The sequence below is a fragment of the Pseudomonas sp. SIMBA_067 genome (assembly GCF_046534675.1).
GTDB classification, from domain to species: Bacteria; Pseudomonadota; Gammaproteobacteria; order Pseudomonadales; family Pseudomonadaceae; genus Aquipseudomonas; species Aquipseudomonas putida.
In genome coordinates this window covers 64,674-88,269 of record NZ_JAWRYH010000010.1, presented here as the reverse complement: position 1 = coordinate 88,269, position 23,596 = coordinate 64,674, and the positions used below count along the sequence as shown (strand labels likewise).

At 61.3% G+C, this 23,596-nt stretch carries 21 protein-coding genes and 1 other RNA gene; 9 read left to right on the top strand and 13 right to left on the bottom strand.

Features of this window, described 5'->3' with window-relative positions:
• Positions 1-151: 151 nt before the first annotated feature.
• Positions 152-1,543 carry an amino acid permease gene (locus SB765_RS20855; protein WP_016501678.1) on the top strand — a complete coding sequence of 464 codons (1,392 nt, stop codon included), beginning with the start codon at positions 152-154 and terminating at the stop codon, positions 1,541-1,543.
• Between the two features lie 67 nt (positions 1,544-1,610).
• Here the strand turns inward: SB765_RS20855 and SB765_RS20850 are convergent, their stop codons facing one another.
• Positions 1,611-2,474 (bottom strand): LysR family transcriptional regulator, encoded by an 864-nt coding sequence (locus SB765_RS20850; RefSeq protein ID WP_410931844.1) that lies wholly within the window; start codon positions 2,472-2,474, stop codon positions 1,611-1,613.
• Positions 2,475-2,754: 280 nt separating this feature from the next.
• Between SB765_RS20850 and SB765_RS20845 the strand changes: the two genes are divergently transcribed.
• From SB765_RS20845 to SB765_RS20835, 3 genes are all read left to right on the top strand, one after another.
• A complete protein-coding gene (locus tag SB765_RS20845) occupies positions 2,755-4,296 on the top strand; it encodes an MFS transporter (protein WP_410912018.1) in 1,542 nt (513 codons plus the stop codon).
• Between the two features lie 189 nt (positions 4,297-4,485).
• Positions 4,486-4,971: a hypothetical protein gene (locus SB765_RS20840; RefSeq protein WP_410931843.1), complete on the top strand. Its 486-nt coding sequence runs from the start codon at positions 4,486-4,488 to the stop codon at positions 4,969-4,971.
• A gap of 139 nt (positions 4,972-5,110) precedes the next feature.
• Positions 5,111-7,504: a TonB-dependent siderophore receptor gene (locus SB765_RS20835; protein ID WP_341796837.1), complete on the top strand. Its 2,394-nt coding sequence runs from the start codon at positions 5,111-5,113 to the stop codon at positions 7,502-7,504.
• 205 nt (positions 7,505-7,709) lie between these two features.
• Here SB765_RS20835 and SB765_RS20830 read toward each other — a convergent pair whose 3' ends face one another.
• On the bottom strand, positions 7,710-8,147 hold the full coding sequence (locus SB765_RS20830; RefSeq protein WP_410931842.1) for a GNAT family N-acetyltransferase: 438 nt from the start codon (positions 8,145-8,147) through the stop codon (positions 7,710-7,712).
• Positions 8,148-8,192: 45 nt separating this feature from the next.
• Entirely contained in the window at positions 8,193-8,741 is a 549-nt protein-coding gene (locus SB765_RS20825; RefSeq protein ID WP_410931841.1) for a GNAT family N-acetyltransferase, read from the bottom strand.
• Between the two features lie 157 nt (positions 8,742-8,898).
• Between SB765_RS20825 and SB765_RS20820 the strand changes: the two genes are divergently transcribed.
• The gene (locus SB765_RS20820; RefSeq protein ID WP_410931840.1) at positions 8,899-9,747 is read left to right on the top strand and encodes a helix-turn-helix domain-containing protein; all 849 of its coding nucleotides are present in this window, start codon (positions 8,899-8,901) and stop codon (positions 9,745-9,747) included.
• A gap of 159 nt (positions 9,748-9,906) precedes the next feature.
• On the opposite strand, the gene SB765_RS20815 is transcribed toward SB765_RS20820, so the two are convergent.
• From SB765_RS20815 to SB765_RS20785, 7 genes are all read right to left on the bottom strand, one after another.
• A complete protein-coding gene (locus tag SB765_RS20815; protein ID WP_016489250.1) occupies positions 9,907-10,170 on the bottom strand; it encodes a DUF3077 domain-containing protein in 264 nt (87 codons plus the stop codon).
• An 88-nt stretch (positions 10,171-10,258) separates the two neighbouring features.
• The gene (locus SB765_RS20810; protein ID WP_063422809.1) at positions 10,259-10,501 is read right to left on the bottom strand and encodes a hypothetical protein; all 243 of its coding nucleotides are present in this window, start codon (positions 10,499-10,501) and stop codon (positions 10,259-10,261) included.
• Between the two features lie 361 nt (positions 10,502-10,862).
• Positions 10,863-11,261, bottom strand: a transfer-messenger RNA (tmRNA) gene (gene ssrA / locus SB765_RS20805).
• A 99-nt stretch (positions 11,262-11,360) separates the two neighbouring features.
• Positions 11,361-11,657 (bottom strand): hypothetical protein, encoded by a 297-nt coding sequence (locus SB765_RS20800; protein ID WP_016501659.1) that lies wholly within the window; start codon positions 11,655-11,657, stop codon positions 11,361-11,363.
• 217 nt (positions 11,658-11,874) lie between these two features.
• Positions 11,875-14,685 (bottom strand): FAD-binding and (Fe-S)-binding domain-containing protein, encoded by a 2,811-nt coding sequence (locus SB765_RS20795; protein ID WP_410931839.1) that lies wholly within the window; start codon positions 14,683-14,685, stop codon positions 11,875-11,877.
• Positions 14,686-14,760: 75 nt separating this feature from the next.
• The gene (lldD, locus tag SB765_RS20790; protein WP_043202589.1) at positions 14,761-15,906 is read right to left on the bottom strand and encodes an FMN-dependent L-lactate dehydrogenase LldD; all 1,146 of its coding nucleotides are present in this window, start codon (positions 15,904-15,906) and stop codon (positions 14,761-14,763) included.
• 63 nt (positions 15,907-15,969) lie between these two features.
• Complete coding sequence (locus tag SB765_RS20785; RefSeq protein WP_341796830.1) at positions 15,970-17,640, bottom strand: lactate permease LctP family transporter; 1,671 nt, start codon at positions 17,638-17,640, stop codon at positions 15,970-15,972.
• A gap of 255 nt (positions 17,641-17,895) precedes the next feature.
• On the opposite strand from SB765_RS20785, the gene SB765_RS20780 reads away from it, so the two are divergent.
• Positions 17,896-18,663: an FCD domain-containing protein gene (locus SB765_RS20780; protein ID WP_341796829.1), complete on the top strand. Its 768-nt coding sequence runs from the start codon at positions 17,896-17,898 to the stop codon at positions 18,661-18,663.
• 122 nt (positions 18,664-18,785) lie between these two features.
• On the opposite strand, the gene smpB is transcribed toward SB765_RS20780, so the two are convergent.
• Positions 18,786-19,268: an SsrA-binding protein SmpB gene (smpB, locus tag SB765_RS20775; RefSeq protein WP_016501655.1), complete on the bottom strand. Its 483-nt coding sequence runs from the start codon at positions 19,266-19,268 to the stop codon at positions 18,786-18,788.
• Between the two features lie 162 nt (positions 19,269-19,430).
• Here smpB and SB765_RS20770 point away from each other — a divergent pair, with 162 nt between their 5' ends.
• A complete protein-coding gene (locus SB765_RS20770; protein WP_016501654.1) occupies positions 19,431-19,865 on the top strand; it encodes a type II toxin-antitoxin system RatA family toxin in 435 nt (144 codons plus the stop codon).
• Between the two features lie 63 nt (positions 19,866-19,928).
• Here SB765_RS20770 and SB765_RS20765 read toward each other — a convergent pair whose 3' ends face one another.
• Complete coding sequence (locus SB765_RS20765; protein ID WP_016501653.1) at positions 19,929-20,465, bottom strand: outer membrane protein assembly factor BamE; 537 nt, start codon at positions 20,463-20,465, stop codon at positions 19,929-19,931.
• Between the two features lie 97 nt (positions 20,466-20,562).
• Here SB765_RS20765 and fur point away from each other — a divergent pair, with 97 nt between their 5' ends.
• Positions 20,563-20,967: a ferric iron uptake transcriptional regulator gene (gene fur / locus SB765_RS20760; protein ID WP_003249922.1), complete on the top strand. Its 405-nt coding sequence runs from the start codon at positions 20,563-20,565 to the stop codon at positions 20,965-20,967.
• Between the two features lie 195 nt (positions 20,968-21,162).
• Here the strand turns inward: fur and recN are convergent, their stop codons facing one another.
• Positions 21,163-22,836, bottom strand: a complete 1,674-nt coding sequence (gene recN / locus SB765_RS20755) for a DNA repair protein RecN (RefSeq protein ID WP_341796828.1) — start codon at positions 22,834-22,836, stop codon at positions 21,163-21,165.
• Between the two features lie 193 nt (positions 22,837-23,029).
• Here recN and grpE point away from each other — a divergent pair, with 193 nt between their 5' ends.
• Positions 23,030-23,587 (top strand): nucleotide exchange factor GrpE, encoded by a 558-nt coding sequence (grpE, locus tag SB765_RS20750; protein ID WP_016489179.1) that lies wholly within the window; start codon positions 23,030-23,032, stop codon positions 23,585-23,587.
• The last annotated feature ends 9 nt before the right edge of the window (positions 23,588-23,596 follow it).

The window sequence follows — 23,596 nt, the reverse complement described above, 5'->3', positions numbered from 1 at the left end:
AGCCCGAACCGCACGGACACGTTGCTCTGTGATGCGCGCCAAAGATCAACAACAGCGCGCGAGCAACCTGTCGACTAACTGATTTGAAAGGAGATATTTTCGCCTACGCCTGCCCGTCCATCCTTGTGTCAGCAAAAAGAGAACAACACCAATGAGCACCGTGGGATCTGATGGCAACCTTGCACAAGGTTTCAAGCCTCGTCATGTAACGATGCTGTCCATCGCCGGCATCATCGGCGCCGGACTTTTCGTAGGCTCTGGTCACGCCATCGCGGCGGCCGGGCCAGCTACCATAGTTTCTTATTTCGTGGCCGGAACCCTCGTGGTACTGGTCATGCGCATGCTCGGCGAAATGGCCGTGGCACACCCTGATACCGGATCGTTTTCCACCTACGCCGACCAGGCCATCGGCCGCTGGGCCGGCTACACCATCGGCTGGTTGTACTGGTGGTTCTGGGTACTGGTAATCCCTATCGAAGCACTGGCTGCCGGGCATGTGCTGAACGCCTGGTTCCCGCAGGTGGACAGCTGGATCTTCGCCTTGGCCTCGGTACTGCTGCTGGCCTGCACCAACCTGTTCAGCGTGGCCAAGTACGGTGAGTTCGAGTTCTGGTTCGCCATCCTGAAAGTTACGGCGATTCTGGGTTTCATCGGCCTGGGCTTTGCCGCACTGATGGGCTGGCTGCCCAACCGCGAGGTCAGCGGCCTGAGCGGGCTGATGGCCGAGTACGGCGGCTTTGCGCCGAAGGGCTGGTCGGCAGTGGTCGGTGCGTTCATCACCGTGATGTTCAGCTTCATCGGCACCGAGGCGGTGACCATCGCCGCGTCCGAATCCAGCGACCCTTCGCGCAACATCGCCAAAGCCACGCGCTCGGTGATCTGGCGTATCAGCACCTTCTACATCCTGTCGATCTTCGTGATCATTTCGGTGGTGCCGTGGAACGACCCGCAGTTGGCGGTGGTGGGCTCGTACCAGCGTGCGCTGGAAATCATGAACATCCCCAACGCGGCGTTCATGGTCGACCTGGTGGTGCTGGTGGCTGTGACCAGCTGCATGAACTCGTCGATCTACATTGCTTCGCGGATGATGTATTCGCTGGCCAAGCGCGGTGACGCCCCGGCCTTCCTCAACAAGACCTCCAAGGTTGGCGTACCGCGCGCTGCAGTGTTTGGCAGCACCCTGATCGGCGCAGCCATCGCCGTGCTCAACTACTTCGCACCGAAGGGCGTGTTCGAGTTCCTGCTGGCCAGCTCCGGGGCCATCGCCCTGCTGGTGTACATGGTCATCGCCATTTCGCAGCTGCGCATGCGCCGCCGCCTGGAGCGGGAGAACACCGAGCTGAAGTTCCGCATGTGGCTGTTCCCGTACCTGACCTGGGCGGTGATCATCTTCATTGCCGGGGCGCTGGCAGTGATGATGTACACGCCCGAGCATCGGGTGGAGGTCAGCTCTACTTTGGGCCTGGCGATCGTGATTTCCTTCCTGGGGATCGTGACCTCGCGCGGCCATGCGCAACCGGTGGGGGCGCGGTCGATGGGGTGACTGAGTTCACCGGGCGGTAAGGCGAAGGGCACCCGAGGAGGGTGCCCTTTGTTTTTCAGGGCGACGGTCAGGCCTTCATCATCTCGATGTACCTCATCACTGCCGGCGCTTTTTCGAACCGCCGGTGGACCAGGCTTAGCCACGAGCTGGCCTGGAAATCGACGATCTGCCGGTAATTCACCTGCGGCAGGTTGATGCGCTGCACCACCGATGCCGGGACTACGGCAATGCCTTGCCCAAGGGATACCAAGGTAATCACGGCCACCAGGCTGCCGGGTTGTGGGCCAAGCCTGGGCACGAAACCACCTTGCGCGGCCACTTCCAGCGTGCCGGAAATCTGCTCGGGCAGGATGAAGGTTTCGTTGGCCAGGCGCGAGGCCGGGATCTGCGGTACTTCGTTGATCCGCGAGCTGGCGGGCAGGGCGAGGACGAAACCTTCCTGGTGCAGGGCGATGGCTTGCAGTTCGTCTGGCAGCTCCATCGGTGAGCGCACGTAGGCAAGGTCGAGCAAGCCGTCGCGGACCATGCCGGGGAGTTCGGCCATGGGCAGTTCACGGATATTCAGGCGCACGCCAGGGCAGGTTTCGCTGTAGCGGCTGACGTGCTGCTGGAGCATGCCCGAGTAGGCGGCCGAGGCCACGTAGCCCAGTTCGATACGCCCGCTTTCGCCACGGGCGGCCCTTTGTGCGCCCAGTTGCGCCGCATCGAACTGGCGCACGGCGTGCTCCGCCTCGATCAACAACGCCTGGCCGGCGGCGGTCAGGTTGACCTCGCGCTGGCTGCGCTCGAACAAGCGCACACCCAGCTCGCGTTCCATGTCCTGGATCTGCCGGCTGAGGGTGGGCGGGGCGATGCCCAACTGCTCGGCGGCCCGGGTGAAATGGCCGTGGCGGGCGACGCAGAGAAAATAGCGGAAATGGCGGATTTCCATCAGGTGTTACCTGCAGGGTAATGACGCGGGCCGCCGGGGCTAACAAGCCTTGGCGCAGGCGGCGGTATGGTAAGGCCAACACTACAAGGCTGGTGGCTTGGCGGCAAAGCCTGCCTGTGCAATTGCAGGGTACCGCTTTGCACAGGGGCTGCAGCGCTTTCGGAGGTTATGCAAAACCTGTGGGAGCTGGCTTGCCTGCGATGGGCTGCAAGGCAGCCCCGGCGATGCTGCAAGCTGACAGTACCTCCGAGCCAGCCCGCTCAGCTTCCGGAGCCCCATTATGCCCTCTGCACGTTTCACCCTGCTCACTGCCTCCCTGGTCTGTGCCCTGATCATTCTCGACACCAACATCGTCGCGGTCAGCCTGCCCAGCATCGCCCGCGACCTGTCCGGCTCGTTCGCCGATATCGAGTGGGTAGTCAGCGCCTACCTGCTGGCCTTCGCCGCCTGCCTGTTGCCCGCCGGCAGCCTGGCCGACCGTTTTGGCCGGCGGCGCATGCTGCTGCTCGGCCTGGTGCTGTTCGGTTTGGCCTCGCTGGCGTGTGGTGCCGCGCCCAACCTGCTGTTCCTTGACCTGGCCAGGGCCGCCAAGGGTGTTGGGGCTGCGTTGTTGCTGACCTCGGCCCTGGCCGCGATCGGCAACCGCTTTCATGAGCCGCAGGAGCGCATGCGCGCGTGGGCTTTCTGGGGTGCCTGCATGGGCGCCACCATCACCTTTGCGCCGTTATTGGGCGGGATAATCGCCAGCACCCTGGGTTGGCGCTGGATCTTCTACATCAACCTGCCGCTGGTTGCGCTGCTTGCCGTGATGGTAATGCGCAGTGTCGAAGAATCTCGCGACACCGACGCCGCCCGGCTCGACCCATGGGGCAGCCTGACCTTCGCCGGCAGCCTGGGCTACCTGATCTGGGCGATGATCGATGCCAACCAGGTGGGCTGGGGCAGCGCGCAAACCCTTGGGCGGCTGGTGATCAGCGCCTTCCTGTTCGGCTTGTTCGTCATGGTCGAGCGCAGCCAGGCACGGCCGATGATCGACCTGCGGCTGATGCGCAGCGGGCGTTTCGTCGGCGCCCTGCTGGGCATGTTCGCGTACGCCGCTTGCGCCCAGGTGATGATGACCTTGCTACCGCTGTACCTGCAGAACGGCCTGCAGCTTTCGGCCCTGGCCGCTGGCGCAGGCATGTTGCCGTTCGCCATCGCCATGTTGGTGACGCCGCGGCTGGGCATGCGCCTGGCCACCCGCTTGAGCCCGGCGCAGGTGTTTGCGTTGGGCCTGGTGCTGGTGGGGGTGGGCAACCTGCTGTGTGCCTGGGCCGCCGGGTTTGGCGGCTATGCAGCCTTTGCCCTGGCCAGCCTGGTGCTGGGGGCGGGTGCCGGGCTGCTAAATGGCGACACCCAGAAAAACATCATGGCTTGTGTGCCACGCCAGCGTACCGGGATGGCTTCCGGGTTAAGTACAACTACGCGCTTCGGGGCCATCGTCCTGGCTATCGGTTTACTGGGGGGCGTACTGGCCGCCCGCAGCGGGCAATTGCTTCACGAAGCCCTGGTTGCCGTAGCGCCATCGCAAGTGGGCCAGGTTGCTGCGATGGCCACGCGGGTAGCTGCGGGCGACCTGCAGGCGGCCCTGGCGCTGCTTGATCCGGGCTTGCGTGAAGCGGTGGCACCCTTGGCCCGCCAGGCGTTCATGGGTGGCTTCGAGGCCGTGTTGCAGGTTGCGGGCTTTGCAGCGCTGGTGTTCGCGGTGGTGGTTGGCGTGCTGCTGAGCCGCCCGCTGCCCGTTACGCAGGAAACGCTACTGGCGCAAAGCCAACCCCTGTAAAAGGCCTGTATCCACACCGGCGAAACCGCTTTGAAACCGCACTCGGATGAGTAGGTAGCTGACCGCGGTTATTTCACCCTTGCGCGCAACTAATACAACCGGAAAATGTCATTTCACTGCGCGCCAGCAATGGCGCGTGGATGATGCTGGCGCTGGCCAGTAAAACTACACCGAGGCAAGGAGCTTCCCGTGCACAACGACGACTATTCCGACCAGCTATCAATCCCGGCGGACCAACTACCGCCAGGCGTTTTTCCGCCGATGCCGGGCTTCACCATCGCCGACCTGCTTTATGTTGCTTACCAACCCACTGAAACGCTACTTGAAAAGCGCGATATCGACCCGGGCCTGATTCGCGAAACCAGCATCGCGTTTGCCAGCCATCTGTATCAGGCGCTGGAAAGAGAGGATATCCAGTATCAGATCGCGAGCTGGTACCAGAAGCCCTATGACCACCCTGAAAAGCGTGTGCGCAGTATGGAAATCATCGCTGAACAATCCGGGACCATAACGTTAAAAGCTGTCGCTGAATCATTGAAGGGCTCACCGCTGCGGCAACTGGGTAAAGACTTCTATATGGAATACATCGAGCTGGCCGGTTATGCCATCAAGAACCACATCCTGAAGTTGAACGACCCCGAGTTTGACCCGTTTGCGAGCCGCGATAGTGAATAAGGTTTAAGTGCTGGAAGCGCCCGCGATGTGGTGCCTCCAGCTATCCGAAAAATAAATGAGGTGTTTTCTCATTCTCGTTCGGCTTGTAGAGAAGGCCGGAATACAGGCCAGCCCGCCGACCCCTCTACGGAGCGAGAAAATGAGTTTGACCCCGGTTTCACAGCGCCATCCATTGAGCCGTGCTGTGCACGCTGCTTTCCTGGGCCTGGTTGTCAGCAGCGCTGCGCTGCCTGCGCTTGCACAAGAGGCAACCGCTGAGCGCAACAACCAGGTCCAGCAATGGAATATTCCTGGGGGCCCACTGGCCCCGGCGCTTGACCACTTTGCGCGCCAGGCCGGTATCAGCCTGTCCTTCGACGCACAGAGCGTAGCCAACCGCAACACGGCGGGTGTGCAGGGTGCGCTGGGTACGTCGGCTGCACTCTCGTCGTTGTTGCAGGGGACCGAGCTTCAGGCTGAACAGCAAGGCCCGAGTGCTTACCTGGTGGTACCGCAGCCAAAGCCGACCGGCCCGCTGGAACTGGGCGCGACCGAGGACTACCGCCTGGCGCCCGTCATCATCAACGCCAAGGTCAAGGCCAGTGCCGACGATGACACCAACTCGGTGGTTGCCAAGGAACTGTGGGTGGGTGGCAAGGTGGCGACCAGCATCCTCAACACGCCAGCCTCCGTGTCGGTAGTGACCAACAAGGAAATGCAGCAGCGCAGCGTCAGCACCACGGAAGAGGCGCTGCAATACACCCCTGGTGTGGTCAGCGACTTCTACGGCTCGGACGACCGCAACGACTACTTCCAGATCCGCGGCTTCCAGGCCACCACTTACCGTGACGGCCTGACCTTGAGCTCGATGCGCGGTGTGCGTGAAGACCCGTTCGCCTATGAGCGCATCGAAATTCTGCGCGGCGCCAACTCCACCCTGTTCGGCCCGGCAGACCCAGGTGGCTCGGTCAACTTCGTGACCAAGCAGCCGCGCTTCGAAAAATTTGGCCAGGGCTATGTCACCTACGGCTCGTATGACCATGCCGAAACCGGTATCGATGTAGGCGACGCCCTGAACGACGAACAGACGCTGGCCGGCCGCTTCACTGCCAAGATGCAGAACAGCGACCGTGAGTACGACCACTCGCAGGACGATAACCGGTTCGTGATGGGCGGCCTGACCTGGGCGCCTACCGACTTCACTTCGGCTACCGTGATCCTCGACTACCTGAAGACCAACAGCTCGCCAAACAGCGGTGGCTACCCACTGGACAAGGAATACGACCGCAGCGATTTCTACGGCGAGCCCGGCTACAACTTCCACGATGTCGAGCGCACCAGCCTCAGCGGCAACATCACCCACGACTTCGACAACGGCTTCACGCTGCGCGGCAACCTGCGCTACAGCGAGTTGAGCGATGACTTTGGCTATGTCTACCTGAGCGACAGCGCTTCGCGGGTTGGCACCACCATACCGCGCTACGTGTTCGGCACCGACAGCGATGCCGATCAGCTCAACGGCAACCTGATGCTGCAATACGATGCCCAGTTCGAGCACATCGACAGCAGCACCCTGGTGGGTGTGGAATACCTCGACTCCACCACCAAACAGAGCTCCGTATACAGCCTGGCGCCCTCCATCGATATCGCCAACCCAGTGTTCACCGGCGTGCCGGGCGGCATCACGCCCTATACCCGCAAGAAGAACGACGCCACCACCAAGGCCGTGTTCCTGCAGCAGAACTTGTCCTTCCATGACCGCTTGATCGCTACAGCGGGTGTGCGTAATGACTCCATGGACCTGTCCAGCACGGAGTACGTCGGCGGGGTGAGCAAGCAAAGCGACAATTTCTCTGAAACGTCCTACCGTGGCGCGCTGACTTACATTGTCAACGATGAAGTCTCCACTTATGTGAGCATGGTGGAATCTGTTTCGCCCCCGCAGGTTGGCGTAACGCCGCAGACCGGCAGGCAGTACGAAGTGGGTGTGAAGTACTCGCCACTGGGCATGGATGCGTTGTTCTCTGCTGCCGTTTATGACCTGACCCAGGAAAACGTCACCATCGCCGTCGTGCTGCCGAGCGGCATCATCGAGCAGCAGACGGTGGGCGAGTCCCGTGCCCGCGGCCTGGACCTGGAAGCCAAGGCGCAAGTCACGCAAAACCTCAGCCTGATCGGTGCCTATTCCTACATGGAAACCGAGGTGCTGCGCGGCGCGCTGTATGACGGCAGTTCGCTCAAGGGCAAGGAATTCACTGTGGCGCCGAAGCATACGGCTTCGCTGTGGAGCTACTACGACATTGCCAACACTGATGTGAGCGTTGGTCTGGGTGCCAGGTACGTTGGAGGTTATTACATGGATGCTGCCAACACCAAGAAGAGCGACGGTACCACGCTGTTTGACGCGGCCTTGAACTACAAGATTGCCAAAGGGACTGACCTGGCCCTGAATGTCAGCAACCTGTTTGACGAGCAGCATGTGGTGGGGTCGGGGACGGCGAATTACTACAACCCGGGGCGTGAGGTTACGGCGAAGGTGAGTTACAGCTGGTAAGGCGGGTAGGGGGCACGGACTCCGTCCGTGTTCTCGAGCAAATCAGCCCCTGCAGGTGTGCAAAACACTGACGTCTGCAAAGATGCCTGTAGGGGTAACTGCCCTGGGTGTAAGCACCAAGGAAAACGGCAGCAGCGAGCTCAGCGGCAACTGCTTGAGCGTCGAGAGGGAGGGATCGGAATGTCGCTCAGATTGTATTTGGCGATCAAATCATGATCCTCGCCCGCATATCCTCGCCGTCTACATCCATGCCAACCTCGACAAACCCAAAGCTGGAATAGAAGCCTTTGGCTACGATGTTGTTGGGGTTGTAGCAAATTTCAATTTCTTTCAAATATTCGATCTGTTTTATTTCCTGCAGGGCGAGACCCAGCGCTACTCTACCGATGGACTTCTGCTGATGTTCTTTGTCCACCATAAAGCGCCAGATGGAGACTTTTTCTTTTGATTCCTGCACCCACATAAAGAAGCCTACGGGCTCTTCATCCGCTATGATGGCACGTGTGAAGTAACCTGGGTTGTACGCAGCCTCAACGAGCGACCAGGTATTACTAGCCACGTAGTCCTCCTGCTCCTTAGTGACTTCCAGTTCACAAATTACCTCATAGTTTTGTTGGGTTATTTGGGCGAGTGAGATTTCCATAGCGTCTCCTGAGTTTTCTCCTGGCGGTACCTTTGGTTTGTGTTCTTACTCTTTCGAATGTCCTAGCCATTCTTGGTAAGTGATACGGCTAATGTGTTCTGTTCGGTAGTCTTGGAGGAATGGGTTATATTTGTTTTCTTCCGTGTGGTGAAAGCGAAAGCCACACTTCGATTGAGCAGCATGGGACTGGATGTTGTCGGCGAAGTAACCACACCATAGTGCTTTGAGGCCCAGGTTTTCAAAAGCATGTCGCATCACTTCACGCACTGCTTCCGGAATCAGGCCTTTGCCCCAGTACGGCACACCGATCCAGTAGGCTATTTCCCCTTCCTGCTGACTGATTTCAAAATGGCTATTGCTGCCTATGAGAATGCCCACACAACCCACAGCACGGCGATTTTCCTTCAATTCGACCGCGTACACCTCTGGGTGATTAAAGACAGTGCGGATGATGTCGGCACTGTTCTCCACACTGGTGTGCGGGGGCCAGCCAGCGATGGGGCCGACTCGGGCGTCTTTGGCATATTCGTATAGATCAGCGGCGTCTGTGTCTTGCCACGGGCGCAGCAAGAGTCGTTCTGTTTTAAGTGTCATATCCTGTACTCGTAGTGGATTGGTGTGTTCGGGATAGAGTATTGGGAGACAGGGCATCGGTACATGCCAGTAACTCGGCTTCTTCGGTACTTTTCGAAACAATCGCGCCACGCAGTGATACGATGATGGCTACTGTTTGTTGTAGCGCTGAGGCACTATGCATCACATTCCGAAGCTCTCCGTTCCTGACGATCCGATGCGGATGGGAGAAACCACGCTAGCGGAAGGGCGTGGTTTGCCGCTCTCCTTCGGTCATGCTTACTTGACGCTGCTGGTGTGCCTCTCCGGTAGTGCCCACTTCACTCTCAACTTCAAAGAGCATGCGGTCAGGCGCGGTGGTGTGATGCTGCTAGCTGAGGACACTATTGCCTTGCTCAAACGTCGCTCGCGCCGCTTCAAGGTTTTCTTCTGCCTGATGCCGAAAAATTTTGCAGCGGAGGTAGCCTACCCGCTGCCAAATAGCTTGTTCGTATTTCTGCATGACCACCCTCATTGCGTTCCATCCAAGGACGACATGCCGCTGATAGAGGGGTGGGTGGCACAGATGCGTAACGTTGCGCAGACTTGTCCCACATACCAACGCATCATGTTGCGCAATCAGCTGCAGAACCTCTTTTTGAAAATAGCCGAGCAATTACCAGCTACTCCCATAGAAAACAGTGGCTTCAACCGGCAGGAAATGCATTGTTGGCGCTTCTGGGAGTTGATTGGCAAACACTGCCGCCGCTACCGAGATGTGAAGTTCTATGCCGATGCACTGAATATCACACCGTTCTACCTGTCGCAGTTGACCAATGCGTTTTTCAATGAAACTCCCAAGGGCCTGATCGATCGGCAGGTAACCTTGGAAATCAAGGCTCTTCTTTCGTACAGTGACTTATCTATTGGCCGTGTGGCCGAGGAACTGAACTTCGCCGACGCATCGTACTTGTGTCGCTACTTCAAGCGCCAAACGGGTGTTTCGCTCTCCCGTTATCGTAAGCACAAGAAGGCGGAGGGGGACTGACCTGCGGTCAAAATAAGTAGTCAAAAGACGGTGTGTTGGCCTGGAACGCCGAAGTGGCGATCAACGATTGAACGGTTGAAAGAGCGCTTTCCGCACTCCCATGATATGGCCGCCACCTAGGTCAGATGGCGGCGGCTGGTAGGCCTAGCAGTTTGGGTTTCAACGCATCATGCCGAGTTCGGCATCATCCAGTAGCGCTTTGCCCAAAGCGCAAAGGTAGTGCGCAGCCCAGATCAGCTTGGGCTTGTCTTCCATCAGGCCATCAATAGTCAGGTCCCGCGCGTAGCCCATCAGTTCCGAGGCCTGTTCGCGGGCGTTCTGGCAAGGGATGCCGGGTTCGATGCGGAACAGTGGGTGAGTCTGGTTTTCGCCTTGAAAGAAGATGGTTTTGCCGACTGTGCAGTTCGTGTCTTCGGTGGTCATTGATCAATCTCCCTGGTCTGGTGGTTGCCTGGGCTGGCCCTGTCGCCGGCAAGCCGGGCTCCCACAGGTTTTCTGCTCGATATGCGAATCAGTGCATCGGTTGCGGGTTCGCTGGCTGCTGTATTTGCACCAGCGCTGATTCGAGCAATCGGCGCAGCGTTTCGAGCTCGTGCATCGAGGCCATGATCAAAACCGATGCGGGCGACCTGGGCTGCATCAGCATCGCCTGCTGGGCTACGGCTTCTGCACAGAGCGCGTAGTCCGAGGCCATCATGATCGTGTCTTCCAGGGAGTGGAGGTGGTGGGGTGGGTCGGGGACTATCTTCAACATGATTGCTTCCATTTCAGGGCCGTCACCATCTGCTGTCAAACAGAGGGTGGCAGCTGTACGCGGGTTGACAGACCGGCGGAAACAACAAGTTCCGGCGCACGCAAGCGTGCCCGCACGTACAGCCGCCATAAGGACGAGCCGTTTTGTTGTTTACCGTCGCGACCTGTCAAAGTCATGCCGTTGATGAGCAACGACCCACCGAGACTAAAACCCCGAAAAAATGACCGCAACGGAAAACAGGCGCTGGGAGTATCTTTGGGAAACGCCCTACAAGAAAGGGGGTAAATCCGATTTTTCGGCCCGCAGGGCCCAAAATCCAGGCACAAAAAAAGACGCCCGAGGGCGTCTTCTTCTTTGGATTTGGTGGAGCCGGGGGGATTTGAACCCCCGTCCGCCAGTACTCCGCTGTCGGTACTACATGCGTAGCCGTGTCTACTGATTTAATCCGCAGCCGCCCGACGGGCAGGGTGCTTTGGATGAGTTGTGTAAGTTTTAGTCACTTCGCCCACAACGTGCTACGCGACGATCCTGTTCTGTATGACAATCAGTTCGGGTTTACAGGCATCCCCTAGTGATTGCTGGAGCCGAAGCTACCAGAAGCAACGGGTCAAGAAGACTGCTTACGCAGCCAGCTTGTACTCCGCGCCGTAGTTATCGTCATTGGCAACTATAAAAGTTGCAACAGTGGATTTACGAGTTCTGTTACCAACTCGGCATGCACCTAGAGTTTCGCTACCGGCGTCGAATCCTAATCGGCCCCACACTAGCGTTACGCTAACGCACCTTACGGCACGTGGGATGGAGTATACGCCATTGCGCGGGCGACGTCGACAGCCGGTCCTGTCGCCCGCATCAAGGCTCACGCGCCGCCGCCGCCGCTGCCGGAGCTGCTGCCTTTTTCGGTTTTTTCCAGGCGCTCCAGCACTTTGCTGGTGATGGCGATGCATTCCTTGGTATCGCCCGAAGCTTGGGCGGCCTTGGCTTTGTCGACGTGCTCGGTGAGGGCCTTGTCCAGGCCTTCGGAGGTGGCGCCGGCGGTGGCCATGCTGTCGTCGATCTTTTGCAGGTTGGTGGTGCAGAGGTCATCGGCGGCGAACACCGGCGAAGCCAGCAGGGTGGCGGCCGCGAACAGGGCCGAAAGCGCGGTACCTTTCATGGGTGTCTCCTCTGGGGCCTCTGGAAGGTGGGCCTGTAGGGTGGACTGTGGGGGATTGGCGGGGGTTCAATCGGGATGGGGGAGGGATTGATTGGCAGTGGGACCGGGGTGGCTGCTGGGTTCGCCTTGGAATGCGCGGCGCCTGGAAGATCGAGCGCCGCCCGCGCGGTGCTCGATCTCCCAGGCGCTGCAACCCCCACGCCGAACCGCTCCCGGCCTAGATGCTGCGTGGGCGGGTGACGCGGTCTACCAGGTAGACCAGGCCGTGGTAGTCGATGCCGCTGTGGCTCGACAGGCCTATCTCGCAGGTGCGGCTGGTGGAGATGCCTTCGCTGCAATACTGCACCGCGTCCTTCAGGCTGCGCAGCGAGTGGGCGTTGAGTTCGGGGGTGGTGAAGCCTTTGTCACCGGCAAACCCGCAGCAATGGATGCCTTCGGGGATTACCACCTGTTTGCTGCAACGCCGCGCCAGGTCGATCAGGGCCTGGCTTTCGCCCAGGTGCTGGGTGCTGCAGGTCACGTGCACGGCCACCGGCTCGTCCTGGGGGGTGAACTCCAGGCGGTCGAGCAGGTGGGTGCGGATGAAGCGTACCGGGTCGTAGAGGTCCAGCCGGGTTTCGCCCAGGTCTTGCACCAGACGCAGGGTGCAGGGGCTGGTGTCGCAGTAGATCGGGTCAAGGCCGCCGCGGCTGGCGTGCAGCAGGGCGGTGATCAGCTCCTGGCGCTTGTGCTCGGCCTGTTCGGGGTAGCCCTTGGAGGCGAAGGGCTGGCCGCAGCACAGGCTGTCGGCGTTGTCGGGGAACACCACTTGGTAGCCGGCCTTTTCCAGCAGGGCGCGGGTTTTGTCCAGCAGCGAGCTTTGCTCGCGGTCGGCATAGGCCGGGCCCATCACTCGTGACACGCAGGCTGCCAGGTACACCACGCGGGGGCGTGCGTCGTTGCTGGCCGGGCCGAAGCTGATCGGGCGCAGGGGTTGTGGCATGGCCGGGGTCCACTGGGGTAGGCGGCCTTTGCTGGCGTTGCTCAGCGAGGCGCTCAGGCGGCCCAGGCGCGGGGCGCCGAGCAGCTTGCGTGCAGTGTTGGCGGCCGTGAGGGTAAGGCGGGCGCCACCCAGTGCGGTGTGGAAGTGCTCGGCTAGCCAGTCGGCGGTCTTGGTGTGTTCGGCGGCCTGGCTGCGCAGTTTCTTCACCAGCTCGCCGGTGTTGATACCGACCGGGCAGCGCTGGGCGCACAGACCGGTGGCGGCGCAGGTATCGAGGCCTTGGTACTGGTAGGTCTGCATCAGTTCGCGGGTGTCGATGCCGGCACGTTGCTTGGCCTGGATGTCCCGCCACATGACGATGCGCTGGCGCGGGCTGAGGGTAAGCCCTTTGGACGGGCACACCGGTTCGCAGAAGCCGCATTCGATGCACTTGTCGACGATTTCGTCGGCGGCTGGCAGCGGCTTGAGGTTTTTCAGGTGGATGTCAGGGTCCTCGCTCAGCACCACGTCGGGGTTGAGGATGCCGTTGGGGTCGAGCAGGCGCTTGAGCTTCCACATCAACTGGTAGGCGTCATGGCCCCATTCCAGTTCCACGAACGGTGCCATGTTGCGCCCGGTGCCGTGCTCGGCTTTCAACGAGCCGCCGAACTCCACCGCCACCAGTTGCGCCACGTCGTCCATGAACGCCTTGTAACGGGCGACTTCCGCGGCGCTGTTGAAGCCTTGGGTGAAGACGAAATGCAGGTTGCCTTCCAGCGCGTGGCCAAAAATGATCGCTTCGTCGTAGCGGTGCTTGTCGAACAGCAGGATCAGGCGGTTGACGCCTTCGGCCAGTTGCTCGACGGGGAAGGTCACGTCTTCGATGATCACCGTGGTGCCAGTCTGGCGCACTGCGCCGACGGCGGGGAAGGTGTCCTTGCGGATTTTCCACAGCTGGTTGTACACGGCTGGGTCTTCGCTGAAGTCCACTTGCTGTTCCAGCGGGAAGTCGGCAATCGAGGCCATCACCTGGCGCAGTTGCTCGTGCAGCAGGCTCTGGCTGGCAGCGCGGGACTCGATCAGCAGGGCGCAGGCATTGTCCGACAGGCCTTTTACCCACAGCGGCATGCCGGGCATGTTCTCCACCGAGCGCAGGCTGCGGCGGTCGAGCAGTTCCACGGCCGAGACTGGCTGCTGCTTGAGCACGGGCACCGCGCGGCAGCAGCTTTCGACGCTGGGGAACACCAGCAAGGCGCTGGCCTTGTGCGGGTGGTCGGGCACGGTGTCGTAGGTGACGGCGCTGATGAAGCCCAGCGTGCCTTCGGAACCGACCAGCAGGTGCTGCAGGATGTCCAGCGGCTGGTCGTAGTCCACCAGTGCGTTCAGCGACAGGCCGGTGGTGTTCTTCAGCCGGTATTTGTGCCGGATGCGCTCGGCCAGCGCGGTGTTGGCGCGGGTCTCGCGGGCCAGGCGGGCCAGCGATTCCAGCAGCTCGGCGTGGCTGCGTTCAAAGGCGGCAACGCTGGCCGGGTCTTCGCTGTCGAGGCGGGTGCCGTCGGCCAGCACCAGGCGCAGGCCGGCCAGGGTGTGGTAGGTGTTCTGCGCGGTGCCGCAGCACATGCCGCTGGCGTTGTTGGCAACGATGCCGCCAATCTTGCAGGCGTTGATCGACGCAGGGTCGGGCCCGATCTTGCGCCCGAAGGGGGCCAGCCAGGCGTTGGCCTGGGCGCCGATCACGCCAGGTTGCAGGCGGATCTGCTCGCCCTGGCCACGGATTTCGCGGCCGTTCCAGTTATCGCCGAGCACTATCAGCACCGAGTCGGTGATGGCCTGGCCAGACAGGCTGGTGCCGGCTGCGCGGAAGGTGACCGGCACCCGCTCGCGCTGGGCCAGTTTGATCAGGCCGACCACTTCGTCCTCAGACTCGACGCGCACCACCAGCTTGGGGATCAGCCGGTAGAAGCTGGCGTCGGTGCCGAAGGCCAGGGTGGACGTGGGGTCGTCGAAGCGGCGTTCGGCGGGTATCAGGCGCTCGGCATCACGCAGGAACGCGGCGGGCAAGCTCATGCAGTCTCCTCGCGGGGCCGTGGCGTCTGTGCGCCACATGCCCCGGGTCAATCAGGCGGTGTTTCTTGCAGGCGGTCAGGCGCCCAGTTCGCGTACCAACGAGTCGCGGGTGATCTCGCTGATCGACTTGGCGCCGGTCAGCACCATCGCCACGCGCATTTCCTTCTCGAACAGCTCCAGCAGGTTCTTCACCCCGGCCTCGCCGTGCACGGCAAGGGCGTAGAGGAAAGCGCGGCCGATCAGTACGGTGTCGGCGCCCAGGGCGATCATGCGCACCACGTCGAGGCCACTGCGGATGCCGGAGTCGGCCAGAATTTTCAGGTCGCCTTTGACGGCGTCGGCAATGGCCGGCAGGGCTCGGGCGCTGGACAGCACCCCATCGAGTTGGCGGCCGCCGTGGTTGGACACCACGATGCCGTCGGCGCCGAACTTGACCGCGTCGCGGGCGTCATCGGCATCGAGAATGCCCTTGATGATCATCGGGCCGTCCCAGTACTCGCGGATCCACTCCAGGTCTTTCCAGGAGATGGACGGGTCGAAGTTGTTGCCCAGCCAGCCGATGTAGTCGGCCAGGCCGGTGGGGTTGCCGCGGTACTTGGAGATGTTGCCCAGGTCGTGCGGGCGGCCCATCACGCCGACATCCCACGCCCACTCGGGGTGGGTCATGGCTTGCAGCACACGGCGCAGCGGGCCGTTGCGGCCGCTCATGCCCGAGTGGGCATCGCGGTAGCGGGCGCCGGGTACGGGCATGTCGACGGTGAACACCAGGGTCTTGACCCCGGCGGCCTTGGCCCGCTCCAGGGCGTTGCGCATGAAGCCGCGGTCCTTGAGCACGTACAGCTGGAACCACATCGGCCGGTTGATCGCCGGGGCCACTTCTTCGATCGGGCACACCGACACGGTAGACATGGTGAACGGGATGCCATGGGCCGCGGCTGCACGCGCCGCCTGCACTTCGCCACGGCGCGCGTACATGCCGGTGAGGCCGACCGGGGCCAAGGCCACCGGCATGCTGAGGGTTTCGTCGAACAGCTTGGTTTCCAGGCTGAGCTCGGACATGTTGTTCAGCACGCGCTGGCGCAGGGCAATGCCGGCCAGGTCCGACACGTTGTGGCGCAGGGTGTGCTCGGCGTAGGCGCCGCCGTCGGCGTAGTGGAACAGGAAGGGAGGCAGCTTGCGTTGGGCCGCGGCGCGATAGTCGGTAGAGGCAGAAATGATCATGGATTCTCGCAGCGTTGCTTGTGGGGAGTGCCGGGCGCGCAATGGCGCCCGGCCCCTTTCACTTTAGTGATGAACCAGCATGCCGGTCAGCCAGTAAGCCTGGACCAGGGTGATCAGGCCGACGATGGTGGCAAAGAACAGGCTGTGCTTGACGGTGAAGCGGAACAGGTCGGATTCCTTGCCCACCAGGCCGGTGGCGGCGCAGGCCACGGCAATGGACTGCGGCGAGATCATCTTGCCGGTCACGCCGCCGCTGGTGTTGGCCGCTACCAGCAGGGTGTCGTTGACGCCGATCTGGTGCGCAGTGGTGGCCTGCAGCGAGCTGAACAGGGCGTTGGACGAGGTGTCCGAGCCGGTCAGGAATACGCCAAGCCAGCCAAGGAACGGCGAGAAGAACGGGAACGCGGCACCGGTGCCGGCCAGTACCAGGGCCATGGTCGAGGACATGCCCGAGTAGTTGGTGACGAAGGCGAAGGCCAGCACCATGCCGATCGACAGGATGGGCCAGCGCAGCTCCCAGAACGTTTCCTTGAAAGTGGTCAGACCAGTTTTGAAGTTGATCTTCAGCACCGCCATGGAGATCAGCGCCGAGAGGAAGATCGCGGTGCCGGTGGCGGAGATCGGGTCGAGCTTGAACACCGCTGGCATGGCAGTGGGCGCGGCAACGATCGGTGCGGTCTTGATCACCAGTTGGTCGAGGTGCGGGATGGCGAAGTTGAAGACGAAGTTGTACATGGCACCGCCCGGGGCGAACGCTGCCTTGAACGGCTTCAGGGTCCAGATGGTGACCAGTACGGTCAGGATCAGGAACGGCGACCAGGCCTTGAAGATTTCACCAAAGCTGTAAGGGCTTGGCTGGCTGCCGCTTGATTGCACAACGGCTGCGCCGACGCTGCCTTTGGCTTCGCTGAACGAACGCTTTGGCTGCCAGACTTTCAGGAACAGGGTGAGGCTGATCAGGCTGGCCAGTGCCGAGGTGATGTCGGGCAGCTCAGGGCCGATGAAGTTCGACGTGAAGTACTGGGTAACGGCGAAGCTCAGGCCGGCGACCAGGGCGGCAGGCCAGGTTTCCTTCACGCCGCGCAGGCCGTCCATCATGAACACCAGCCAGAACGGCACGAACAGCGACAGCAGCGGCAGCTGGCGGCCGGTCATGGCGCCGATGTGGAAGGCGTCGATGCCGGTGACCTGGCCGGCCACGATGATCGGGATGCCCAAGGCGCCGAATGCCACCGGTGCGGTGTTGGCGATCAGGCACAGGCCGGCGGCGTATAGCGGGTTGAAGCCCAGGCCCACCAGCAGCGCGGCAGTGATTGCCACGGGGGCGCCGAAGCCCGCCGCGCCTTCCAGGAAGGCACCGAAGCAGAAGCCGATCAGCAGCACTTGCAAGCGCTGGTCGTCGGTAATCGACAGCACCGAGCTGCGGATCACTTCGAACTGGCCACTCTTGACCGTGAGTTTGTACAGGAACACCGCGGCAACGATGATCCATGCTATTGGCCAGAGGCCGTAGAGGAAGCCATAACCCGCGGCAGCGAGGGCCATGTCGACAGGCATCTGGAAGGCAAAGATCGCCACCAGGATCGACAGCGCGAGCGTGATGCTGCCCGCTACGTGGCCTTTCAGGCGGAACACGGCGAGGGCAAGGAAGAAGAACACGATAGGGATGACTGCCGCCAGTGCGGACAAGCCAAGACTACCAAGCGGGCTATAGAGTTGTTGCCAGGTTTGCATATGGGGTGGCCCCTAATTGTTGTTGGTCAGCACTGGCATTGGATAATTGGTAAGACCAATTTACAATGGCTGGTCGCTAGGTTAAAAGCGCTGTCGTGGGTGTGTCAATTTGTCCTGTGCAAAACTTTGGTCGTGTGCCGATGAGCGGGCGCCTGATGCGCATGCAAAATCGTGGCTTGATGGGTGTTTGCGCGGCGTGGATCGGCGAGAATAGGCGCCCCCTGAAATCTGCCGGGGGTTTGTGGAGAGCATGTGATGGTTTTTGATCAGGTCCGCCAACGGCGCCTGTCCGACGACATCGTCGATCGGTTGGAAGGGATGATTCTGGAAGGCACGCTGACCTCGGGGCAGCGGCTGCCGGCCGAACGCGCCCTCGCCGAGCAGTTCGGCGTGTCCCGCCCGTCACTGCGTGAGGCGATCCAGAAGCTGGTGGCCAAAGGGCTGCTGGTCAGCCGCCAGGGCGGCGGCAATTTTGTTGCCGAGTCACTGGGCTCTACCTTCAGCGACCCATTGCTGCAGTTGCTCGAGCACAGTGCCGAGGCGCAGCGCGACCTACTTGAATTTCGCCATACCCTGGAGGCGTCGTGTGCCTATTACGCCGCCCAGCGTGCCACCGAGCCGGACCGGGCACGCTTGAAGGCGGCCTTCGATGCGTTGCAGGACTGCTACAGCAGGGTCGATGAAGTCACTCGGGCGGAGGAGGGTGTGGCCGATGCACGCTTTCACCTGGCGATTGCCGAGGCCAGCCATAACGCGGTGCTGCTGCACACCATTCGTGGTTTGTTCGACCTGCTCAAGCGCAACGTGGTGACCAACATTGGTGGCATGTACCAGCAACGCACCGAAACCCGGGACATGCTGATCAGCCAGCACCGGGAACTGTACCTGGCGATTGTCGAGGGCAGGGCGGAGGATGCGCGGGAGGTGTCCAGCCGGCACATTCTGTATGTGCAGGAGGTGCTGCAAGAGGCACACGAAGAGGCGCAGCGGGTGGCGCGGGCAGAGCGGCGCAGCGGGCGCTGAGATCGGTGCTGGATTCTTCGCGGGCACGCCGCTCCCACAGGATGGGCGCCGGGTTTGGACCTGGCGCGATCCCTGTGGGAGCGGGCGTGCCCGCGAAGAGGCCGGAACAGGCTAAAGACTAATTAGTCTTCCTTGCCCTTGTTCCGCACGACCCGCTGCAGCTCGCGGTTGGAATCGCGTTCGCGCACGGTGTCGCGCTTGTCGTATTCCTTCTTGCCCTTGCCCAGCGCAATTTCGCACTTGATCAGGTGCTTGCTCCAGTACAGCGACAACGCCACGCAGGTGTAGCCCTTTTGCGCTACAGCCGCTTCCAGCCGCTCCAGCTCGCGCTTGTTCAGCAGCAGCTTGCGGGTGCGGATGGGGTCGGCGATGACGTGGGTGCTGGCAGTGGTCAGCGGGGTGATGTGGCTGCCGAACAGCCAGGCTTCACCGTCCTTGAGCAGCACGTAACTGTCAACGAGGTGCGCCTTGCCAGCTCGCAGGCTTTTTACTTCCCAGCCGGACAGGACCAGCCCGGCCTCGAACTTGTGTTCGATGAAGTAATCGTGTCGCGCTTTTTTATTTTGCGCGATGGTCCCGGTCGGATGTTTTTTTTGCTTAGCCATAGGGGCGGCATTATAGGCAAGTCCGTGCGTCGTCCGCTATGGGATTTCGGTGTGCTTGAGCCACTGCAATGAATACCGGACAATACGGGCCTGTCTTGGTGACAGAACCTGTTTTCGGCACGCTGCGAAGCGCCGCCACCCAGCCTTGGAAGTGACGCCTGGATGACAACCCATATTCAACGCTCCGCCCTGCTGCCATACCCCGCCCAGGCGCTCTATGATCTGGTCAACGATGTGGCCAGCTACCCAGAGTTTTTGCCGTGGTGCTCGGCCTCGACGGTGATCGACGCCAGCGACACGCACATGCACGCCAAGCTCGAGGTGGCCAAGGGCGGCATGAGTCAGTACTTCGTCACGCGTAACGTGCTGGTGCCGGGGCAGTCTATCGAGATGAACCTTGAGGAGGGGCCGTTCACGCAGTTGCATGGCGTGTGGGTGTTCAAGCCGCTGGGTGAAAAGGCCTGCAAGATCAGCCTGGACCTGTCTTTCGATTATGCCGGGCCGATTGTGCGCGCCACCTTGGGCCCGCTGTTCAATCAGGCGGCCAACACGCTGGTCGATGCTTTCTGCCAGCGTGCCAAGCAACTGCATGCCTGACAGATACGGCGAAAACAAAAAGCCCGGACCAGGTCCGGGCTTTTTTGTGACTGCTGTTCCCGCTTAGCGGGTTTCCAACGGAGCCGGCGTCGGGACCGGGGTGGTCTCGATGGTGTCGATTTCGCGCTGGATGGACTCTTCCACCGAGCCTGGCTTAGCTGGTTTTTCTTCAGGCTGAGCTGCTGGCTGCGCTGTCTGGCCTGGCTCGGTGGCCGGGCTGACTGTGGTGTCGCTGCTGCCCCCCAGGATTTCCTGGTCGCGGCTGACGCCTGGCATGAAGTCGCCCGACAAGCTGACCAGTTGGTCGCTCTCGTTGAAGAAGATGCTCATGCGCTCTTGCTGGCGTTTACCACCGCCAGGCTGCAGGCTGTACAGGTAATCCCAACGGTTGGTGTGGAAGGTATCCTGAATCAGCGGGTTGCCCATGATAAACCTTACTTGCCGGCGGGTCATTCCCGGGCGTAATTGGTCTATCATGTCCTGCGTGACGACATTGCCCTGCTGGATGTCGATTTTGTAAACCCCGGGAAACGAGCAACCGGCGAGTGCGAGCAGTCCCACTAGGGTGAGGCTGGTTAGCAAGAGCTTGGTGTTTTGCATCGGTGGGCGACTTCCACTATCTTGGCTGGACAACGTAAACCCCGATCATACCCGTATTAAGAGAAGCTGCGAAGCAGCATCGGCGAGAAAGCTGACCATGGTTGAAAATAGCGAATTACGCAAAGCCGGTCTCAAGGTGACCCTGCCTCGAGTCAAGATCCTTCAGATGCTCGATTCCACCGAGCAGCGTCACATGAGTGCCGAGGATGTTTACAAGGCACTGATGGAAGCAGGCGAGGACGTAGGCCTGGCCACCGTCTATCGCGTACTGACCCAGTTCGAAGCGGCGGGTCTGGTGGTTCGCCACAACTTCGACGGCGGCCACGCAGTGTTCGAGCTGGCCGATGGCGGTCACCACGACCATATGGTGAACGTGGATACCAGTGAAGTCATCGAATTCATGGATGCCGAAATCGAGAAGCGCCAGCGCGAAATCGTAGCCGAGCATGGCTTCGAGCTGGTGGACCACAATCTGGTCCTGTATGTGCGTAAGAAGAAGTAATGATTTTTTATCGTTATGAATGACAAAGGCGACCTCCGGGTCGCCTTTGTGCTTTCTGCTTCGGCAGATTAATTTGGTTGTCTGCACTGGCCCTATCGCCGGCAAGCCAGCTCCCGCAGGTACACCCCATATCCCAGGTCCTGTGATCACCCTGTGGGAGCTGGCTTGCCGGCGATAGGGTCAGTACCGGTAGCATCAAGCCTTGCCAGAAACCACCATCTTGCGCGCATGCGCCAGGGATTCCTTGGTCAGGTCAATGCCGCCCAGCATCCGCGCCACTTCTTCTACCCGCTCCCGCTTGCCCAGGCTGGCCACGGCGGTGTGGGTGGTGTCGCTGTTGCGCACTTTGTGCACAAACAGGTGGTGATGCCCTTGCGCGGCCACCTGCGGCAGGTGAGTCACGGTCAGCACCTGGCCGCGCTCGCCCAGGCGGCGCAACAACTGGCCGACAATTTCGGCAGTAGGGCCGCCGATACCCACGTCGACTTCGTCGAATACCAGGGTAGGAATGCGCGATGTCTGTGCGGTAATCACCTGGATCGCCAGGCTGATACGCGACAGTTCGCCACCCGAAGCTACCTTGGCCAGGCCCTTGAGCGGTTGGCCGGGGTTGGCGCTGACCAGCAGTTCGATCTGCTCCAGGCCATGCGGTGACAGGTCTGCGCCCTCGGTGGGCGTCAGCTCGATGCGGAAACGCCCGCCGGGCATGCCCAGGCGCTGGATTTCCTGCTCGACGGCGCCCGCCAGTTGCTGGGCGGCTTGCTGGCGCAGGGCGCTGAGTTCACGGGCCCGCTCTTTGTAATGCTGTGCGAAAGCCGCCAGTTCCTCGCCCAGCCGCTCGATCGACTCGTCACTGGCGTTCAGGCCTTCGATTTCTTCCATCAGTTGTTGCTGCAGGTGCGGCAGTTCAGTGGGGTGCACGCGGTGTTTGCGCGCGAGTGTATAGATGGTGTCGAGACGTTCTTCCAAAGCCTGCAGGCGCATCGGGTCGGCGTCGAAGTTGTCGAGGAAACGGTTGAGCTCGCCCACGGCTTCTTCTATCTGGATCTGTGCGCTGGCGATCAGGTTGGCGGCCTCGCCCAGGGCCTTGGGTGAGTGGGTGGCAGCGCCCAGCCGGTTGAGGCTGGAGGTGAGGGCGCTGAGCACGTTGCCCGAATCGCTTTCACTGCACTGGTCGATCACTTGGCGACAAATGCCGAACAGCGCTTCGGCGCTGGTCAGGTTCTTGTGCTCCTGCTCCAGTTGCTCCAGTTCGTGCTCGCCCAGGCCGAGGTTGTCCAGTTCTTCCAGCTGGTAGCTGAGCAACTGATGACGGGCGCGCTGCTCGTCACCTGAATTGGACAGCCGCTCCAGCTCCAGGCGGGTCTGGTTCCAGCGCTTGGCCGCCAGATGCACCTGGCGGGCCAGGTCGACGGCGCCGGCGTACTCGTCGAGCAGGCGGCGGTGGGTGTCGGTTTTCAGCAGCGACTGGTGCTCGTGCTGGCTGTGGATATCGATAAGCAGCTCGCCCAGCGCCTTGAGGTCGCCCAGCGGGCACGGCGTGCCGTTGATGTAGCCGCGGCTGCGCCCTTCGGCGGTGATTACCCGGCGCAGGATGCATAGCCCGTCGTTGTCCAGGTCGCGTTCGGCCAGCCAGGCATGGGCTTCCGGGATGTCTACCAGGTCGAAGGTGGCGAGGATGTCTGCCTTGTCGGTGCCAGGGCGCACCACGCCACTGTCGGCACGGTCGCCAAGGGCCAGGCCGAGGGCGTCGAGCATGATCGATTTGCCGGCACCGGTCTCGCCCGTGATGACGGACATGCCGCGGGCAATTTCGAGGTCGAGGTGCTCGACGATGGCGTAGTTGTGAATGGACAGGTGCACCAGCATGAGGGGCGGCTCCCGAAAGTCAGGTCTGGTTATTTATACAGTACTTTTTTCAGGCCTGCCAATGCCCCCTGCCAGATTCTGTTGCAACCCGGAAAACCACCTTGCCCCTTGAAGCTGGTTTTTCCGGCCCCATATAGCCGACATCACAGGCGAGCCTGGCTCGCAGTCCACAAAATTGCGCAGGAGAGACCCCATGGCTGATGAACAGCTGAACGAGAAAGACCTTAACGTGGAAGAAACCGGTGCAGGCACTGCAGCTGACACCCGTGTTCTGGAGCTCGAGGAACAGCTGGCCGCAGCCAAGGACCAGGCGCTGCGCGCCGTTGCCGACGTGCAGAACGTGCGCCGTCGTGCCGAGCAGGATGTGGAGAAAGCCCACAAGTTCGCCCTGGAGAAGTTCTCCAGCGACCTGCTGCCGGTCATCGACAGCCTGGAACTGGCCCTGGCCCACTCCAGCGCCGAGGATGAGCACGTCAAGCAGATCCGCGAAGGCGTCGAGCTGACCCTGAAAATGTTCCAGGACACCCTCAAGCGCTACAACCTCGAAGCAGTCGACCCGCACGGCCAGCCGTTCAACCCTGAGCACCACCAGGCCATGGCCATGCAGGAAAACGGCGAAGTCGAGCCAAACAGCGTGCTGAATGTGTTCCAGAAGGGTTACCTGCTGAACGGCCGCCTGCTGCGCCCCGCCATGGTGGTGGTCAGCAAGGCGCCGAGCGCGGCGCAACCCTCGATCAATGAAAAGGCTTGAAATCCTTCC

Excerpts from the sequence above, each read along its gene's own strand:
- SB765_RS20855 (WP_016501678.1), top strand. The coding sequence starts at position 152 with ATGAGCACCGTGGGATCTGATGGCAACCTTGCACAAGGTTTCAAGCCT.
- SB765_RS20850 (WP_410931844.1), bottom strand. The coding sequence starts at position 2,474 with ATGGAAATCCGCCATTTCCGCTATTTTCTCTGCGTCGCCCGCCACGGC.
- SB765_RS20845 (WP_410912018.1), top strand. The coding sequence starts at position 2,755 with ATGCCCTCTGCACGTTTCACCCTGCTCACTGCCTCCCTGGTCTGTGCC.
- SB765_RS20835 (WP_341796837.1), top strand. The coding sequence starts at position 5,111 with ATGAGTTTGACCCCGGTTTCACAGCGCCATCCATTGAGCCGTGCTGTG.
- SB765_RS20830 (WP_410931842.1), bottom strand. The coding sequence starts at position 8,147 with ATGGAAATCTCACTCGCCCAAATAACCCAACAAAACTATGAGGTAATT.
- SB765_RS20825 (WP_410931841.1), bottom strand. The coding sequence starts at position 8,741 with ATGACACTTAAAACAGAACGACTCTTGCTGCGCCCGTGGCAAGACACA.
- SB765_RS20820 (WP_410931840.1), top strand. The coding sequence starts at position 8,899 with ATGCATCACATTCCGAAGCTCTCCGTTCCTGACGATCCGATGCGGATG.
- SB765_RS20815 (WP_016489250.1), bottom strand. The coding sequence starts at position 10,170 with ATGACCACCGAAGACACGAACTGCACAGTCGGCAAAACCATCTTCTTT.
- SB765_RS20810 (WP_063422809.1), bottom strand. The coding sequence starts at position 10,501 with ATGTTGAAGATAGTCCCCGACCCACCCCACCACCTCCACTCCCTGGAA.
- SB765_RS20800 (WP_016501659.1), bottom strand. The coding sequence starts at position 11,657 with ATGAAAGGTACCGCGCTTTCGGCCCTGTTCGCGGCCGCCACCCTGCTG.
- SB765_RS20795 (WP_410931839.1), bottom strand. The coding sequence starts at position 14,685 with ATGAGCTTGCCCGCCGCGTTCCTGCGTGATGCCGAGCGCCTGATACCC.
- lldD (WP_043202589.1), bottom strand. The coding sequence starts at position 15,906 with ATGATCATTTCTGCCTCTACCGACTATCGCGCCGCGGCCCAACGCAAG.
- SB765_RS20785 (WP_341796830.1), bottom strand. The coding sequence starts at position 17,640 with ATGCAAACCTGGCAACAACTCTATAGCCCGCTTGGTAGTCTTGGCTTG.
- SB765_RS20780 (WP_341796829.1), top strand. The coding sequence starts at position 17,896 with ATGGTTTTTGATCAGGTCCGCCAACGGCGCCTGTCCGACGACATCGTC.
- smpB (WP_016501655.1), bottom strand. The coding sequence starts at position 19,268 with ATGGCTAAGCAAAAAAAACATCCGACCGGGACCATCGCGCAAAATAAA.
- SB765_RS20770 (WP_016501654.1), top strand. The coding sequence starts at position 19,431 with ATGACAACCCATATTCAACGCTCCGCCCTGCTGCCATACCCCGCCCAG.
- SB765_RS20765 (WP_016501653.1), bottom strand. The coding sequence starts at position 20,465 with ATGCAAAACACCAAGCTCTTGCTAACCAGCCTCACCCTAGTGGGACTG.
- fur (WP_003249922.1), top strand. The coding sequence starts at position 20,563 with ATGGTTGAAAATAGCGAATTACGCAAAGCCGGTCTCAAGGTGACCCTG.
- recN (WP_341796828.1), bottom strand. The coding sequence starts at position 22,836 with ATGCTGGTGCACCTGTCCATTCACAACTACGCCATCGTCGAGCACCTC.
- grpE (WP_016489179.1), top strand. The coding sequence starts at position 23,030 with ATGGCTGATGAACAGCTGAACGAGAAAGACCTTAACGTGGAAGAAACC.